Here is a 16,948-nt window from a genome sequence, read left to right as displayed (position 1 = left end):
AAGATATAACGGACAGCAGGAACCATAAGCCATTTGGAATACCAATTGTCTTGCTCCTGAACATAAAAAAAGCCTCAATTAAGAGGCTTTTGATTAGTTGTTATAAACTTTGAGTGCTTCGTTTAAGATTTGCACTGATTTGATTAAATCTTCCTTTTTAAGAACATAAGCGATTCGGACTTCATCCTGGCCTACACCCGGAGTAGAGTAGAACCCTGCTGCAGGAGCAACCATTATAGTTTCTCCGTTAAAATCGTAAGATTCTAATAGCCATTGCGCGAAATCATCTGCGTTTTTAACCGGTAATTTAGCGATGCAGTAAAAAGCTCCTTTTGGAGTAGCAACGGTAACACCTTCTATTTTATTTAACTCTGCGATTAAAGTGTCACGACGGTCTTTGTATTCTGTAATTACATCATCGAAATAACTTTGAGGAGTTTCTAAAGCCGCTTCACTGGCAATTTGTGCATACGTTGGCGGGCTTAAACGCGCCTGTGCAAATTTCATTGCCGTAGTCATTACTTCCTTGTTTTTAGAAACAATACAACCGATTCTTGCACCACACATACTGTAACGTTTTGATACGGAATCAATCATAATAGCATGTTCTTCGATACCTGGAACGTTCATTACGGAATGATGTGTATAACCGTCATAAGCAAATTCGCGGTATACTTCGTCAGCAATTAGGAATAAATCATGCTTTTTAACCAATTCAGCCAATTGAAGAATTTCTTCTTTAGAATATAAATATCCCGTTGGATTTCCAGGGTTACAGATTAAAATCGCTTTTGTTTTTGGCGTGATTAATTTTTCAAAATCAGCAATTGGTGGTAAGGCAAATCCGGTTTCAATTCCTGAAATTACCGGAACTACTTTTACACCAGAAGCAGTCGAAAAACCATTGTAGTTAGCGTAGAAAGGCTCCGGAATGATAATCTCATCACCTTGATCCATCGTACTTCCCATCGCGAACAATAACGCTTCAGAACCACCTGTAGTGATAATGATATCCGAAGAATTGATGGGTAAGTTATGTTTCTGATAATAGGCTGCCAATTTGTTTCTGTAGCTTTCAAAACCGGCAGAATGACTGTATTCTAAAACTTCAATGTTGGCATTTTTTACAGCATTTAAGGCAACATCCGGCGTTTTGATATCCGGTTGACCAATATTTAAGTGATATACTTTATGACCTTTCTTTTTGGCCATTTCAGAATACGGAACCAACTTTCTGATTGGTGATTCCGGCATTTGTTGTCCTTTATTTGAAACTTTTGGCATGGTTTGTTTTTTTGATATGCAAAGGTGCGATTATTTTTAAAAATTAGAAAAAATGTATTGTTATAAATTTTTAAAAAATATAGGTTTTCTTGATAAAATGTAGTAATTTTCAGAAAAAGATATTTTATGCGCATTGGTTACTTGCTTCTTTTTGTTTTTCTTACAATACAAGCTTTCAGCCAAAAAGGGTTTCAATGGGAATCTAAGAAGGATAAGATTGTAATTCCTTTTACGTTTGTCGATAATTTAATTATTATCCCTATAGAAATTAACAATACGAAACTCAATATGTTGTTAGATTCTGGTTCGGAGCCTTCTTTGTTGTTTAGTTTTCCGGAAAATGATTCCATAAACCTTTATAATACTAGAAAAATTAAAATTTCTGGATTAGGCAATGAAGAAATGGCAGAAGGCATTTTTTCAGAAAACAATATTGCAAAAGTGACCGATGGATATGTTAATAAAGAATTTGATTTACTGATAATTTTAGATGAAAAACTAAATTTCTCTTCTCGAATTGGTATACCTGTCAATGGTATTTTAGGATATTCTTTTTTTTCAAATCATGTGGTAAAAATTGATTACGGAGCCAAAAAGATAACCTTATACAAAGACAAAAAAATTCTAGATTCAAGTAAATTAAAAACATTTACAAAATTTCCAATTTCAATTACTAAAGGAAGACCATATCTTGATGTTAAAATCAAGTTGGATGACAAGGAACATGCATTAAAGTTGTTAATTGATACAGGTTTAGGAGATGGTTTATGGTTGTTTGAAAATGATAGTATTCAATCTAATAAAAATTATTTTAACGATGTTTTAGGTGAAGGAATCGGAGGGACGGTTTTAGGGAAAAAATCACGTTTGGATGAAATTCAATTTTCTAAATTCAAGTTAAACTCTCCTTTAGTTTCCTATCCGGACACTACATCTTATAAGCAGTTAAGGTTAATTAACAACCGAAACGGTTCAGTTGGGAGTGAAATTTTAAAGCGATTCACCATATTTTTTGATTTTGAGGGAAGTCAAATCATGTTGAAAAAAAACAATTATTTTCATGAGCCTTTTAATTATAATATGAGTGGTTTAGAAATACAACACGCAGGAGTTGAATGGGTTAGCGAAGGTATTGATAAAGATGAATTAAATAAACAAGGATTAAGCAAGTCTGATATTGCTTTTGAAACAGGAAACTTCAAGTATAAATTTGTTCTGAAGCCTATTTTTGAAATTGCAGCCATGAGAAAAGATTCGCCGGCAGAATTAGCTGGGCTAAAGGTTGGAGATTTGGTTTTACGAATTGATGGTAAAAACGTTCAAAATCTTACAAAGCAAAAAATTACAGAGCTTTTGCAATCCGAAGATGGTAAGACAATAATAATTGAAATCGAACGAAAAGGCGTTCGGAAAAAGTTTGAATTCCAACTCAAAAAACTATTATAAAAAAGCCTGCATGAAGCAGGCTTTTTATTTTTTATCAAGTAAAGTTGTTACGATTGTGGACCAACTTTTCCTTTTTCAAGAACGTTTTTCTCTTGTTTTACAACAACTTCACCTTTAATACGTAAAGCAACTTTTCCGCCTTCAACATTTACAGCGTTAGATTCTACTGTAATGGTTTTAGAAATTTTACCAGGGTTCATGTTGTATTTTACATCAATTTTACCGGTTTTTCCTGGCATGATTGGCTCAGTTGGTTTAGAAGGAACTGTACAACCACATGTAGACTGCACATTAGTGATAATCAAAGGTGCGTCACCAGTGTTTGTAAATTCAAAAGTTCTGATTCCAGTGTCAGCATCTTTGCTTACAGTACCATAATCAATCGTGTTATCTTTAGCTTTGAACTCAATTTTAGGTCCTTTTTGCGCATAAGAAGCAACACTGAAAGCTAAAATGGCTACTAATCCTAATAATTTTTTCATTGTAATACGTTTTTAATTGTTATTTGTAAAATTACATTGTTTTAATAAACGAACAAATAATTTAACGCTCTTTTTTTATTTGTCCGTTATCGTTATTTTTGCAGATAAATTACAAAAAGTGTACCAAAGTTTATTTCATAGCAATCTTTTTTTGGAGCGAGTCAACAGCTTGTGTCTGTGAGCCTTATTCCCGCTGTGCGCACTACAAGGTAGTTGCTTCCATCGGGGCTAGATAGGGTACGAATTGAATTTTTGTAATCGTAAGTATAAGTTTAAAAATCACGTTTAAACTTTCAAATCTAAATTTTATAACAAAACATGATACCAGCTCAATTTGAAGCCAAAACCGTAGAAAAAAAGTGGTACGACTACTGGATGCAGAACAAGTATTTTCATTCTAAGCCAGACCACAGAACACCATATACCATTGTAATTCCGCCACCTAACGTGACCGGAGTGTTACACATGGGACACATGCTAAACAACACGATTCAGGATGTACTAATCCGTCGCGCGCGTTTAAAAGGATTCAACGCTTGTTGGGTGCCGGGAACCGATCACGCTTCCATTGCTACTGAAGCTAAAGTTGTTGCTAAGTTAAAACAAGAAGGCATCAACAAAAACGATTTATCCCGCGAAGAATTCCTAAAACACGCTTGGGAATGGACCGATAAATATGGAGGAACCATTTTAGAACAATTAAAACAATTAGGTTGTTCATGCGATTGGGACCGTACTAAGTTCACGATGGATTCGGATATGTCGGCATCGGTAATCCGTTCGTTTGTAGATTTATACAACAAAGGGATGATTTACCGTGGTTACCGTATGGTAAACTGGGATCCGGAAGCAAAAACGACGCTTTCAGACGAAGAAGTTATCTACGAAGAACGACAAGGGAAATTATACCATTTAAAATACCAGATAGAAGGTTCTAATGAATTTGTAACCATAGCAACTACGCGTCCGGAAACGATTCTAGGAGATACGGCTATCTGTATTCACCCAGAAGACGAACGTTACCAACATTTGAAAGGTAAAAAAGCGATTGTTCCCATCTGCAACCGAGTTATTCCAATTATTTTCGACGAATACGTTGATATGGAATTCGGAACCGGATGTTTGAAAGTAACACCTGCGCACGATGTGAACGACAAAGAATTAGGAGCAAAGCACAATTTGGAAATCATCGATATTTTCAATGAAGATGCGACTTTGAATTCTTTCGGATTGCATTATCAAGGCAAAGATCGTTTCGTAGTTCGTGAGGAAATTTCTAAAGAATTAGAAACCATCGGTGCTTTAACAAAAGTTGAAAACCACTTAAATAAAGTTGGTACTTCTGAAAGAACGAAAGCTGTAATTGAACCAAGATTATCAGATCAGTGGTTCTTGAAGATGGAAGAGTTGGTAAAACCAGCCATCAAAGCTGTTTTAGAATCCGACGAAATTAAATTGTATCCGAGCCGTTTCAACAACACTTATGCGCATTGGTTGAACAACATTCGCGACTGGAATATTTCCCGTCAATTATGGTGGGGACAACAAATTCCTGCTTACTATTACGGTGAAGGAAAAGAAGATTTCGTTGTAGCGGAAACTCCAGCAGAAGCTTTAGAATTAGCTAAACAAAAAACTGGAAATGCAAGTCTTCAAGTTTCTGATTTAAAACAAGATGCTGATGCTTTAGATACATGGTTTTCTTCCTGGTTATGGCCAATGGCTGTTTTTGGAGGCGTTATGAATCCTGAAAATGAAGATTTTAAATATTATTATCCGACGAACGATTTGGTTACCGGTCCGGATATTTTGTTCTTCTGGGTAGCCCGAATGATTATTGCAGGTTACGAATATGCTGATGCAAAACCGTTCTCGAATGTATATTTGACAGGATTGGTTCGTGATAAAGAAGGGCGTAAAATGTCTAAATCTTTAGGAAATTCACCTGATCCGCTGGGCTTGATTGAAAAATTCGGTGCCGATGGCGTTCGTTGTGGCTTGTTGTTAAGTGCTTCAGCCGGAAATGATATTTTATTCGACGAAGAATTATGCAACCAAGGAAAAGCGTTTGCTAATAAAATCTGGAATGCCTTCCGTTTGATTAAAGGATGGGAAGTTGCTGATATCGAGCAGCCAGAATCTTCAAAAGTAGCGATTGAATGGTACGAAGCGAAGTTGCAGAAAACCTTAGCGGAGATTGAAGATAATTTCGATAAATACCGAATTTCAGATGCGTTAATGGCGATTTATAAATTGGTTTGGGACGATTTCTGTTCTTGGTTCCTGGAAATGATTAAACCGGGTTACCAACAGCCGATTGACCGTAAAACATTTGATAAAGCAATTGAAATGTTGGAAGCCAATCTGAAGTTATTGCATCCGTTTATGCCGTTCTTAACCGAAGAAATTTGGCAACACATTGCAGAAAGAACTCCAGAACAAGCTTTAATTGTGGCGGAGTGGCCAAAAATGACTTCTGCGAATGAAGTTTTAATTGCAGATTTTGATTTTGCAACCGATGTAATTTCAGGAATCAGAACCATCAGAAAAGATAAAAACATTCCATTCAAAGATACTATCGAATTGAAAGTAGTGAATAATGAAAAGGCTTCGGTTTTCTTCGATTCTATTATCAAAAAGTTAGGGAATGTAACTAATTTAGATTATGTTTCTGAAAAAGTGGATGGAGCGTTATCGTACCGTGTAAAATCCAACGAGTACTTTATTCCGATTACTGGTAATATTGATATCGATGCAGAAATCGCGAAATTGACAGAAGAATTGAATTATACCAAAGGCTTCTTGAAATCGGTACAAGCGAAACTATCCAATGAGAAGTTTGTAGCGGGCGCTCCAGAGAAAGTTATCGAAATGGAACGCAAAAAAGAGGCTGATGCTTTAGCGAAAATTAGCACTATAGAACAAAGTTTAGTAAGTTTGAAATAAAAACAATTAAAAAACCCCCAATAAAAAATTGGGGGTTTTTAATGATGAAATATTGGGTTAGTACTGGTCGTCTAAATCATGATTGATTATAACGGTATTTTCTCCAAGAGGCAAATAAGAGTAATTATTATAGACTTTATTGATAGCCTCAAAAAATGGTTTTGAACAACCTCTTTCAGCCCAATCATGTAATTCAATGATGATTAGTCTAACTTTAGGCAGCCATTCTTCATAGTTTTCGGAAAAAAGACTTTTCTCGCTGGTTTCGATATCTAATTTTAGGATATCTACATATTCAATAGAATATTTTTTTAATAACGAGCTCATTGAAATAGCATCAACGTCTCCATCTTTTTCAACTTCTTCTACAACCATACCCCATTTACCTAAATTGAATTTATCCGAAATCTTAAGCATTGTATCTTTACTCCATAATCCTTTGTTTTCTATAAATACATTATCATAAGGGGAAAGGTTTTTATGGATTGATTTAACATTGTCTAAATCTGGTTCGATACAAATAATTTTAGCATTAGGATATTCATTTTTCATTTTAATAGAGAATAATCCAATATTTGAACCTCCGTCAATTATAATATTTGTTTTTTTTTGTGGGGGTATTCGATACTCATCGTTAATGAAGATCTGATAAAATGTTGGAATGTCAGAAGTTTTTTTTCTTAATGAAAACGGATGTTTAATTCCTGATAGTTTTATGTTGTCCACATTACCGGTTGCTATTTTTAAGCTAACGTTCAATCCGTTCCAAAAACCTAATTTAGATATTATGTTCAATAACCGCTCTATTTTATGCATTGTAGTATTACTAAAAGATTATTCGTAAAGATGAGAATATATTATGATAAAATGAATTGAGAATACTAACTTTTTAAAGTTATTTAGAATCAATTTATATGGAATTATTTTTTTTTACTTCCAGATATTTTTTCTCGACCGCATTCCAATTCACAACATTGAAAAAAGCTGAAATATACTCACCACGTTTGTTTTGGAATTTAAGATAATAGGCATGCTCCCAAACATCTAAACACATAATTGGCGTTCCTTTTATAGGCATTTCCGGCATTAATGGATTGTCTTGATTTGAGGTGCTTCCAACAATTAATTTGCCTGTTTTATCAACCACTAACCAAGCCCAACCTGAACCGAATTGCTTTCCGGCAGCTTGAACAAACTGATTTTTAAAAGTATCATAATTCCCAAAATCACGGTTAATCGCTGCAGCTAAGCTGTCTTTTGGCTGACCACCGGCTTTTGGAGCAATTGTTTCCCAAAACAGGTTGTGGTTGTAGTAACCACCTGCGTTGTTTCGCACTTCTACATTATTTGGATCACCGCTTTTTAAAATCTGTTCTAAAGTCCAGCTTTCAATTTCGGTACCTTTGATGGCTTTGTTTAAATTATTGCAATAGCTTAAATGATGACGGGAATAGTGAATTTCCATTGTTCGAGCATCAAAATAGGGCTCTAAAGCGTTGTAGGCATAGGGTAAACCGCGCATTTTGAATTTTCCTTTCTCTGCTTTTACATCCGCTGGATTTCCATAAATGGATTGGGTTTCCTGAGCTTCTGGTTCCGGTATTTGAACCACCTCTTCTAAGTTGTTTTTATTTCTGCAAGATGTTAAAAGTGCAATGCTCGCTAATAGTAGAGTAGTTTTCAATGCATTCATTTCAAAAGATTTTAAAGAAAAAAACGAAATCTGATTACAAATTTCGTTCTTTCATTAGATTGTTAATAATCTCAATATATTGTTTTTTAGCTTCAACAGCCGAAAGATGATTGACCTGCATCCAGGCATTGAGTTTAAAAGCGCTTCTGATGTTTTGCGAGTCCGGACGGAAGAAGTAGCGGTCAGATGTGTCTGATGTAGCTTGCTTGTACAAGCCATATAGGATAAGCTGTTGATCAATCGGAACCGAAGTTTGAGGAATCAACTGCGCATTTTCAAATGCTTCTTCAAATAATATGTCTAACTCTTTATCAGTCATTAATTTTTAATCGCAATGATTGTTTTTCCGCCAACGGCTTTCTGATTCAGTTTTACATTAACTTCCGTTCCGACAGGTAAATATAAATCTACTCTAGAACCGAATTTGATAAATCCGGCATCGGTACCTTGAACAACCTGCATGCCTTCTTTAGCGTAATTTACAATTCTTTTGGCTAATGCACCAGCAATTTGTCGGTATAAAATTTCACCAAAAACTTTATTTTCAACAACAACTGTAGTTCTTTCGTTTTCTTCACTGGCTTTCGGATGCCATGCAACCAAATATTTTCCAGGATGATATTTACTGTATTTTACCAAACCATTTAAGGCATAACGCGTCACGTGAACGTTGATTGGTGACATAAAAATAGAAACCATTATGCGTTTGTCGTTGAAATATTCCGGTTCAAAAACTTCTTCAATAACTACAACTTTACCGTCTACCGGAGCGATGATATGATTGTCGTTGATGGCAACAATTCTCGTCGGATTACGGAAAAACTGCAATATCATAATCAACATAAAAAGCGTAAAAAGCTGAACGGCTTTCTGTAACCAGAAAATATTGATAAACATATCTGCTAAAAAAATCACTGCTACAGCTGCAATGGTTGCTCCTAAAATGATTTTTGCTCCTTCTTTATGAAATTGTATGAACATAATTTAGAATTTGATAAAATAAATATAAAAATGGTATTACAAATATAACACTATCTAAGCGATCTAAGATGCCACCATGTCCGGGCATTATTTTTCCACTGTCTTTTACGCCGGCAACGCGTTTGAATTTGGATTCAATCAAATCGCCAATCGTTCCGAAGAATCCAACAATCAAGCCTGTTGCAATCCAAACCGGAGCTGAAAAAAAAGTAAAAAAATGACTCAAAACATAACTCGCAATCGTCGTAAAAACTAACCCTCCGATAAAACCCTCAATGGTTTTCTTTGGCGAAATACGCTCCAGTAATTTATGTTTTCCAAATGATTTTCCAACGATATAAGCAAAGGTATCGTTCGTCCAAATCAAAATAAAGATACCGATGATGATTTTCGGGTTAAAAACACCAGAAATAAAAGGCATTTTCATCAGTAGAACGAAGGGAAGTATGATATAACCGAACAGTTTTACAAATTTTGAAATTTTGTCTTCACGCGGTTTAAGCTTTTCAATAAAAAGATCTAAAATTAAATTGATGGAAACGAATAATGTGGCAAAAGTTAACAGAAAATCGGTTTTGGTATTGCTGTTGCTGAAGAACACAAAAATAACGTAACTCAAAAGGGCCAATAAGATTGGAACCGAGCTTTTTAAGTGAATCAGCTTGCAGAATTCCACCACACAAATGAGCATGAAAATCCCGAAAAGCAACGAAAAACTGTATTGTGAAAATAAAGTTGCTGATATCAAGAGTGCTATATAAACAACACCCGAAAGGCTTCTGGTAACGCTTTCCTGCATATTATAAATCTTCTAAAAGCAGCAAATAAAGATTTTTAGGGCAACTTCCGTATTGTAAGAAGTCTTCTTCTTTGGCTTTTTCGAAATATTTAAATGTGGTAATATTAGTTGGGTATTCTTTGTCGTATTTCCTTTTGATTTCCCTTAAACCATCACTCTTGTTTCCAGTAATTTGACTTGTTGTAGCCAAAATCACAATATTAGCCGGCAAATCGTTAGGTTTGAACTGTTTGATTTGATTCGAGGAGAAAAGGATTGAACCTTCGTCTGCAATTAAGTTCTCACAAGAGGCTAATAAAAATTCAGGATTCTGCGGATTGGTATAGTTGAGTTTGTTTTCGTCAAGCAGACTGAAAAGTTTTGGTTCAATACACATGGCGTCTTTTTCAAACCAATCGTTTTCTTCTAAGATGCTTTCGAAATTATCGTGAACTTCGGTCAAGTTTTCGCAATACAAAAACTTACCGCCGTTTTTTTTGAATTTATAGGTAAATAACTCATCAATAGGCATTACCGGATCCGGTAGGTAAGGACTCGTTTTCTCTTTATCCTTCTCTTCGTTTGAATCTTCGGATGAGGTGCCAAAAAACTTTCTGAAAAGACTCATATATATTAAGGGAATCTCGAAATTTTACACTTTGATAACAACCAAAGATAAAAAAATCTTACTTCAAATTGCGAAATGAAGTAAGATTTTTATAAAAATTTGTTAATATTTTTATTCTGATTCTGTAACTGCTTCAGTTTCTGCTTTTTCGAAAGGTCTTTTTCCGAAAATGGTTTCCAAATCGTCTTTGAAAATAACCTCTTTTTCGATTAGAATATCAGCTAACTGAACCAATTTGTCTTTGTTTTCATTCAGAATTGCAATCGCTCTCTGATATTCTTTTTCGATTAAATCAGAGATTTCAGTATCGATTACTTTGGCAGTTTCTTCAGAATACGGTTTTGAGAAATTATAATCCGTTTGTCCTGACGAATCGTAATAGGTAATATTTCCTAATTTATCGTTCAATCCATAAACGGTTACCATAGCTCGTGCTTGTTTGGTAACTTTTTCCAAATCGCTTAAAGCACCAGTCGAAATTTTATTAAAAATCACTTTCTCAGCTGCTCTTCCGCCCATGGTAGCACACATTTCGTCTAGCATTTGTTCCGGACGGACAATTAAGCGCTCTTCTGGTAAATACCAAGCGGCACCTAAACTTTGACCACGAGGCACAATGGTTACTTTTACCAACGGCGCAGCGTGTTCTAGCATCCAACTTACAGTCGCGTGACCAGCTTCGTGAATGGCAATGGCGCGTTTTTCTTCTGGTGTAACGATTTTATTTTTCTTTTCTAAACCACCAACAATACGGTCTACTGCATCAAGGAAATCTTGTTTGCCAACTGCTTTTTTGTTTTTTCGGGCAGCAATCAAAGCAGCTTCGTTACAAACGTTTGCAATGTCAGCACCTGAAAATCCAGGAGTTTGTTTCGCTAAGAAATCAGTGTCTAAAGCTTCTTCTTTTTTAAGTGGTTTTAAATGTACTTCGAAGATTTCTTTTCTTTCGCGAATATCCGGTAAATCCACATAAATCTGACGGTCAAAACGTCCGGCACGCATTAAAGCTTTGTCTAAAATATCGGCACGGTTGGTTGCGGCTAATACAATAACGTGTGTATTGGTTCCGAAACCGTCCATTTCAGTAAGTAACTGATTTAAAGTATTTTCTCTTTCGTCGTTTGAGCCTGAGAAATTGTTTTTTCCACGAGCACGTCCAACAGCATCAATTTCGTCGATGAAGATGATAGCTGGCGATTTTTCCTTAGCTTGTTTGAACAAATCACGTACACGAGAAGCTCCAACACCAACAAACATCTCTACGAAATCAGAACCTGATAACGAGAAGAAAGGTACTTTAGCTTCACCAGCTACGGCTTTGGCTAATAAGGTTTTACCAGTTCCCGGAGGACCTACTAATAAAGCTCCTTTCGGGATTTTACCACCTAATTCGGTATATTTTTCTGGGTTTTTAAGGAATTCTACAATTTCCTGAATCTCTTCTTTAGCACCTTCCAAACCAGCTACGTCTTTGAACGTAACTTTTACATCGTTCTTTTCATCAAACAAACGGGCTTTCGATTTTCCGATAGAGAAAATCTGACCGCCACCGCCACCAGCTCCGCCACCAGACATTCTTCTCATCATATAAATCCAAAATCCGATGATGATGATGATAGGTAAGTAGGTGATTAAAATTTCACCCCAATTACTTTCCGGTTCTGAGGCATAATCATTTAATTTACCCGACTGACGTGCTTCTTCCAGTTTCTTCTGAAATAATTCGTTGTTGGTTCCGATGTCGAATGAGTAATGAGGTCCTAGATTTTCCTTTTTAAGCAAGGTTTCTTTCGGAACTGCTTTATGTGTTTTGCTTTTAAGCGCTTCTTTTTTAAGGAAAACCTGAGCAGTAGTCTTATTGTAAACTACTTTGTTAACCTGAGCAGAATCCAAAAACTGATAGAATTTGGAAATACTGGTAGGCTTTACTTCCTGAAAATTTGCTCCGCTGGATACAATTTGTATGGCAATTAAAATAACAAGTGCAGCACCGTACAATAACCACGGACTGACTTTGAATTTATTATTCGGAGTAGGTTTTTTCTCTTTTGACATGTATTTTTTTAGTATTTATTGTCGATAGAAGTGATTACAGCATCACCCCAAAGGCTTTCAATGTTGTAATATTCACGAATTTGCTTTTGGAAAACATGCACAACAATGCTCACATAATCCATTAAAATCCACTCGGCATTATCGGTACCTTCAACATGCCAAGGTTTGTCTTTCAATTCTTTGGATACTACTTTTTGAACAGAGCTAGCAATAGCATTCACCTGAGTATTGGAATTTCCGTTGCAGATTACAAAATAATCGCAAACTGTATTTTCTATTGCTCTTAAGTCTAAAATATCTATATCGTTTCCTTTTACGTCTTCAATCCCTTTGATGATATTTGCTAATAATTCATCGTTGTTAATCTCTTTTACCGCCATCTATATTTCTGTGTTTTTCGCAAAGTTACCATTTTTGTGGTTAATTTTGATAACTTAACAAAAGATTAAACCACTTAAAAGTAAATATTTTAATGAATATTATCAAACTCAGTGCCATAGGTTCGACCAATGATTTTTTAAAGGAAAAATTGTCGGAACAATATCTCGAAAACTTTACGGTTGTAGTTGCTGAAAATCAGACAAGCGGAAAAGGGCAGATGGGATCGGTATGGGAAGTTGAGTCTGGTAAAAATCTAACATTCAGTGTGTTAGTTAAAGATTTGCTTTTAGATGTGCAGTCGGTTTTTCATTTGAATGTAGCGGTTGCAGTAAGTGTAGCAACAGTTTTTAAAAATAATAGTATTCCGAAAACAGCTATTAAGTGGCCAAACGACATTTTGGCAGACAACCGAAAAATTGGCGGGATTTTAATCGAAAACATTTTAAAAAGTGACCGAGAGATTTTATCCATCATCGGAATAGGTCTGAATGTCAATCAGCAAAATTTCGAGAATTTACCTAAAGCTGGCTCATTGTACACCGTTACCGGAAAACAATTTGATAAGGAATTGCTATTACAACAGTTGCTGGAAGAATTAAAACGTAATCTGACATTGGTACAACGCGGTTTTTACGAAGAAATCTGGCAAACTTATGACAGTCTTTTATATCGAAAAGGTATTCCGTCATCATTTGAAAATAGCGAGGGAAATCGATTTATGGGAATTATTCAAAAAGTAAATACCAACGGAAAATTGGAAGTGCTACTTGAAAACGATGAAGTGATCGAATTCGGAATAAAAGAAGTTACCCTATTGTATTAAACCAAAAAAGCCTCTCAAATAAGAAGCTTTTGTTGAAATTAAAACTGAATTACAGTTTATTCATATTCTGTGCTAACGTTTCGATAAATTTCGTAATCGGACCTTTAATCATCATAGCCATCATTGGGTTGAATTCGCCTTCGAATGCTAATTGAACTTCGGTATTGTCAGCATCAATTGCGTTTAAATTTCCGGTTAAAGTAAAAGGTAATTTGCTCGATGCTGCTCCTAAAACCAATTGCGAATGAGGCGTTGCACCTTTTTTTACCAATTTGATTTCCGGCATGCCTTTTAATCCGAACTCGAAGCAGTTTTCATCGATTACTTCAAATTTCGCGATGTTTTCCGGCATTAATTTTTCAAAATTCTTTACGTCATTCAAAGCATTGAATAAATATTCAGCTGATTTTGAAACCGTTACTTTTGGACTTTCTAAATTCATGTTTAATTTTTATATTGTTAATTTCCCCAAGTTGAAGGGTTTTTACGCCATTCTTTCAGGGTTTCATGTTCTTCTTCAGTGATGTATTGTTGCGTTACGGCTTGTTCTAAAAGCGTGTCGTAATTCCCTAAGGTATAAACGTTTAAATTCGCTTCTTTACAGTTTTCTTCAGCAATTTCAAATCCGTAAGTGAAAATAGCAACCATACCTTTTACCACTGCTCCGGCTTCGCGTAAAGCTTCAATTGCCTGTAAACTGCTTTTTCCGGTACTGATTAAATCTTCAACTACAACTACAGTTTGTCCTTTCTGTAAAAAACCTTCCACCTGATTTTGACGACCGTGTTTTTTAGGTTCCGGACGCACATATACAAACGGAAGTCCCATTATTTCAGCAACAAGCATGCCAATTCCGATAGCTCCGGTAGCTACTCCGGCAATGACATCGGGTTTCCCAAATTCTTTTTCAATGTTTTTAGCAAACTCTTCACGAAGGTAGTTGCGAATCGGTGGAAATGAGAGTGTTATGCGGTTGTCGCAATAAATCGGAGACTTCCAGCCTGAAGCCCACGTAAAAGGATTTTTTGGATTTAATTTAATTGCGTTTATTTGTAAAAGCAATTCGGCTGTTTTTTTAGCTGTGTCTGTGTTAAAAATCATACTGCAAATGTATAAAGTTTTTGTAAACGATAAGCCACTTTTCCTGACAAATGAAGTCGTTAAGGAAACTGATTTTCAGCTTTTTCTTTTAGAAAGTGTTGATATTAAGCAGATTATTGTAAAAATGTTTCAGAATAAAATTGATAAGGCTTTTTTGTACCATCCGGACGAGAAAGAAATCATGGAAAAGCTGAAAGAAAAAATTCCGGTTGCCAAAGCTGGTGGCGGATTGGTGTACAATAAGCAAGGACAGGTTTTGTTCATCTTCCGAAACGGGAAATGGGATTTGCCTAAAGGTGGCATAGAAAAAGGCGAGTCGATTGAAGAAACTGCCATTCGTGAAGTTGAAGAAGAAACTGGGGTTTCCGGTTTAAAAATCACGAATAAACTTCCTAAAACGTATCATGTTTTTAAACGAAACGGGCAATACAAACTTAAAATCACCCATTGGTTTGAAATGAAAACGGATTTTAAAGGCATTCCACAAGGGCAAATCGAAGAAGGAATTGAGAAAGTTGCTTGGCTTTCACCTGATGAGATTAGAGAAGCACTAGGTAATTCCTACGAAAATATTAAGTTATTGTTTGAAAAAGAAAAGCTCCTGTTTTAGGAGCTTTTTTATTATTTAAGTCTGTAAATCGGATATTGGAGATACGATTTTTCAAAGTATTTAGAATTCTTGTAAACCCAATCGAGTTGTGCCGCACCATTTTCGGCAAAATCTTTATCGGTTTTCCTTTTTTGCTCTAATTCGGCTTTCAGCTTAGGATTTTCGTCTAAAACTTTTTTCGCTAAATCTTCGAAAACATAAGGAGAATAATATTCTTTTTGTTGTAAAATGGCATCGAAATAATTCCAGTTAAAGAACGAATCCGTGGCTTCCGGTTCTAACGTTTCTAAAAGATATTTTACATTTCGCTGCATTGTATAAATCAGATAATCACCTTCATGAAATGTGATTTTTGTTTCACTGCTGCTCACAGATGTGTCGTAATGCCCATAATGTCCTTCAAAAGGCTCTTTTCCGGTTTTATAATCTGTTATTTTATAACTTTCTACTGTAATTGTCGTGTCTTTTTTAAGCGCAGTCATCTCAATTTTGTTCAGTTTCAGTAAATCGATTGCTTCCCACTGCTCTTTTGGAACGATGTAAGCTCTAGGTATAGTAATTTCCTTTTTTGGTTTGTAAACTTCGTAGAATGGAATTAATTTTCTGAAAGGCTTTGTTCGGTCATAATACAATCTTGGTTTTTTGGAAACATCACTACTTTTATAAGAACCTTCATATCCTAGAAAAGGAATTTCTCTAACTGCAGCCGAATCGATTTCCCACTGTACAGTATATTTAGTATTTGCTTTATAGTTTAACCAAGCTTCTTTTCTCAGTTTTTTGATCAGAAGATTTTTAGTGTCCATATAATCCAAAGTGGAATGCATATACTCATAGGTTGCCCGAACCCTGTCTGAATAAGGTTTAAGCATATGAGTTTCCACCATTACACCTAAACTGTTGAACATAGAAGCATACCCTGTTGAAAAACGAGGAGTATCCATGTTTTTGGCAAAACCATTTTCCGGAGTCTTGTTGTAAATATTTACATAAGGAACAGATTCGATGGCTTTATGTTTCACATCTTCTAAAATGGATGTCATCATTTGTCGGTCGAAAAAAGTTCCTAAATAGCCACCCAATTTTTGATAATGCGTAGCGATATAAGTTAAAGTATACTGATAATCAGCACCATTGCTCACATGATTGTCGATAAAAGCATCCGGATAGACCATCTGGAAAATATTCTGAAAGCTTCTCGAATTTTTAGTGTCCGATTTTACGAAATCTCTGTTCAAATCAAAATTTCTGGCGTTACCTCTGAAACCATAAGCTTCAGGTCCGTTTTGATTTACTCGTGAGGTTGAATTTCGGTTCAAAGCTCCGCCAATGTTGTACACCGGAATTGCAACAACAACGGTGTTTTTAGGAGCAGTAAGTTTTCCGGATGCTAAATCTTTCATGAAAAGCATTGTGGCATCTATTCCGTCAGTTTCTCCTGGGTGAATTCCGTTATTAATCAGTAAAATAGTCTTATTCGAAGAATGAATAGCATTAAAGTCAAAGTTTTTGGCCGGGTTGTAGGTGACGATGTGTAAAGGTTCGCCACTGTCTGTAATTCCCATGGCTCTCATGGAAATCGTTTCGTAGGCCTGATCCAACTTTTGATAGAATTCAATTGTTTCTTTATAAGTTGCGGATTGATTTCCGTTTCCTTTTTCGTATGGTGTCTTTAAATCGGGTTGTTGGGCAAAAATGCTTGTGGAGACTAATAGTAATGAACTAAGAAGTGATTTCATA

At 35.5% G+C, this 16,948-nt stretch carries 17 protein-coding genes; 4 read left to right on the top strand and 13 right to left on the bottom strand.

All coding sequences use genetic code 11. The features are described 5' to 3' along the window. Positions 1-93: 93 nt before the first annotated feature. Positions 94-1,284, bottom strand: a complete 1,191-nt coding sequence (locus tag RUH60_RS07390) for a pyridoxal phosphate-dependent aminotransferase (RefSeq protein ID WP_313806931.1) — start codon at positions 1,282-1,284, stop codon at positions 94-96. A 126-nt stretch (positions 1,285-1,410) separates the two neighbouring features. Between RUH60_RS07390 and RUH60_RS07385 the strand changes: the two genes are divergently transcribed. Beyond that, the gene (locus RUH60_RS07385; RefSeq protein ID WP_313806929.1) at positions 1,411-2,730 is read left to right on the top strand and encodes a PDZ domain-containing protein; all 1,320 of its coding nucleotides are present in this window, start codon (positions 1,411-1,413) and stop codon (positions 2,728-2,730) included. Between the two features lie 47 nt (positions 2,731-2,777). Here the strand turns inward: RUH60_RS07385 and RUH60_RS07380 are convergent, their stop codons facing one another. Next, complete coding sequence (locus RUH60_RS07380; RefSeq protein WP_313806927.1) at positions 2,778-3,212, bottom strand: DUF1573 domain-containing protein; 435 nt, start codon at positions 3,210-3,212, stop codon at positions 2,778-2,780. Between the two features lie 318 nt (positions 3,213-3,530). Here RUH60_RS07380 and RUH60_RS07375 point away from each other — a divergent pair, with 318 nt between their 5' ends. Continuing rightward, a complete protein-coding gene (locus RUH60_RS07375; RefSeq protein WP_313806926.1) occupies positions 3,531-6,158 on the top strand; it encodes a valine--tRNA ligase in 2,628 nt (875 codons plus the stop codon). Between the two features lie 57 nt (positions 6,159-6,215). On the opposite strand, the gene RUH60_RS07370 is transcribed toward RUH60_RS07375, so the two are convergent. The 8 genes from RUH60_RS07370 to rsfS form a co-directional block, all read right to left on the bottom strand. After that, positions 6,216-6,953 (bottom strand): FkbM family methyltransferase, encoded by a 738-nt coding sequence (locus RUH60_RS07370; RefSeq protein WP_313806924.1) that lies wholly within the window; start codon positions 6,951-6,953, stop codon positions 6,216-6,218. A gap of 115 nt (positions 6,954-7,068) precedes the next feature. Then, a complete protein-coding gene (locus RUH60_RS07365; protein WP_313806922.1) occupies positions 7,069-7,851 on the bottom strand; it encodes a superoxide dismutase in 783 nt (260 codons plus the stop codon). A gap of 34 nt (positions 7,852-7,885) precedes the next feature. After that, positions 7,886-8,170 carry an acyl-CoA-binding protein gene (locus tag RUH60_RS07360; RefSeq protein WP_313806920.1) on the bottom strand — a complete coding sequence of 95 codons (285 nt, stop codon included), beginning with the start codon at positions 8,168-8,170 and terminating at the stop codon, positions 7,886-7,888. Beyond that, a complete protein-coding gene (locus RUH60_RS07355) occupies positions 8,170-8,832 on the bottom strand; it encodes a phosphatidylserine decarboxylase family protein (RefSeq protein ID WP_313806918.1) in 663 nt (220 codons plus the stop codon). The genes RUH60_RS07360 and RUH60_RS07355 overlap by 1 nt, the downstream gene beginning before the upstream one ends. Beyond that, positions 8,813-9,631 (bottom strand): phosphatidate cytidylyltransferase, encoded by an 819-nt coding sequence (locus tag RUH60_RS07350; RefSeq protein ID WP_313806916.1) that lies wholly within the window; start codon positions 9,629-9,631, stop codon positions 8,813-8,815. The genes RUH60_RS07355 and RUH60_RS07350 overlap by 20 nt, the downstream gene beginning before the upstream one ends. Position 9,632: 1 nt before the next feature. Next, positions 9,633-10,238 carry a lactate utilization protein B/C gene (locus RUH60_RS07345; protein ID WP_313806915.1) on the bottom strand — a complete coding sequence of 202 codons (606 nt, stop codon included), beginning with the start codon at positions 10,236-10,238 and terminating at the stop codon, positions 9,633-9,635. Between the two features lie 111 nt (positions 10,239-10,349). After that, positions 10,350-12,293: an ATP-dependent zinc metalloprotease FtsH gene (gene ftsH / locus RUH60_RS07340; protein ID WP_313806913.1), complete on the bottom strand. Its 1,944-nt coding sequence runs from the start codon at positions 12,291-12,293 to the stop codon at positions 10,350-10,352. 8 nt (positions 12,294-12,301) lie between these two features. Beyond that, positions 12,302-12,673: a ribosome silencing factor gene (rsfS, locus tag RUH60_RS07335; protein ID WP_313806911.1), complete on the bottom strand. Its 372-nt coding sequence runs from the start codon at positions 12,671-12,673 to the stop codon at positions 12,302-12,304. A gap of 92 nt (positions 12,674-12,765) precedes the next feature. On the opposite strand from rsfS, the gene RUH60_RS07330 reads away from it, so the two are divergent. Beyond that, on the top strand, positions 12,766-13,497 hold the full coding sequence (locus tag RUH60_RS07330) for a biotin--[acetyl-CoA-carboxylase] ligase (protein WP_313806909.1): 732 nt from the start codon (positions 12,766-12,768) through the stop codon (positions 13,495-13,497). A 49-nt stretch (positions 13,498-13,546) separates the two neighbouring features. Here RUH60_RS07330 and RUH60_RS07325 read toward each other — a convergent pair whose 3' ends face one another. Both RUH60_RS07325 and pyrE read right to left on the bottom strand, forming a co-directional pair. Further along, on the bottom strand, positions 13,547-13,939 hold the full coding sequence (locus RUH60_RS07325; protein WP_313806907.1) for an SRPBCC family protein: 393 nt from the start codon (positions 13,937-13,939) through the stop codon (positions 13,547-13,549). A 17-nt stretch (positions 13,940-13,956) separates the two neighbouring features. Beyond that, a complete protein-coding gene (gene pyrE / locus RUH60_RS07320; protein WP_313806905.1) occupies positions 13,957-14,598 on the bottom strand; it encodes an orotate phosphoribosyltransferase in 642 nt (213 codons plus the stop codon). Positions 14,599-14,605: 7 nt separating this feature from the next. Here pyrE and RUH60_RS07315 point away from each other — a divergent pair, with 7 nt between their 5' ends. Continuing rightward, on the top strand, positions 14,606-15,208 hold the full coding sequence (locus RUH60_RS07315) for an NUDIX hydrolase (RefSeq protein WP_313806903.1): 603 nt from the start codon (positions 14,606-14,608) through the stop codon (positions 15,206-15,208). 11 nt (positions 15,209-15,219) lie between these two features. On the opposite strand, the gene RUH60_RS07310 is transcribed toward RUH60_RS07315, so the two are convergent. Continuing rightward, entirely contained in the window at positions 15,220-16,947 is a 1,728-nt protein-coding gene (locus tag RUH60_RS07310) for a M14 family zinc carboxypeptidase (RefSeq protein ID WP_313806901.1), read from the bottom strand. Position 16,948: the final 1 nt, after the last annotated feature.

The sequence above is a fragment of the Flavobacterium sp. genome, from assembly GCF_032153895.1.
Lineage (GTDB): Bacteria > Bacteroidota > Bacteroidia > Flavobacteriales > Flavobacteriaceae > Flavobacterium.
The sequence above is the reverse complement of the archived record's forward strand: the minus strand, read 5'-3'. Positions and strand labels throughout refer to the sequence as shown.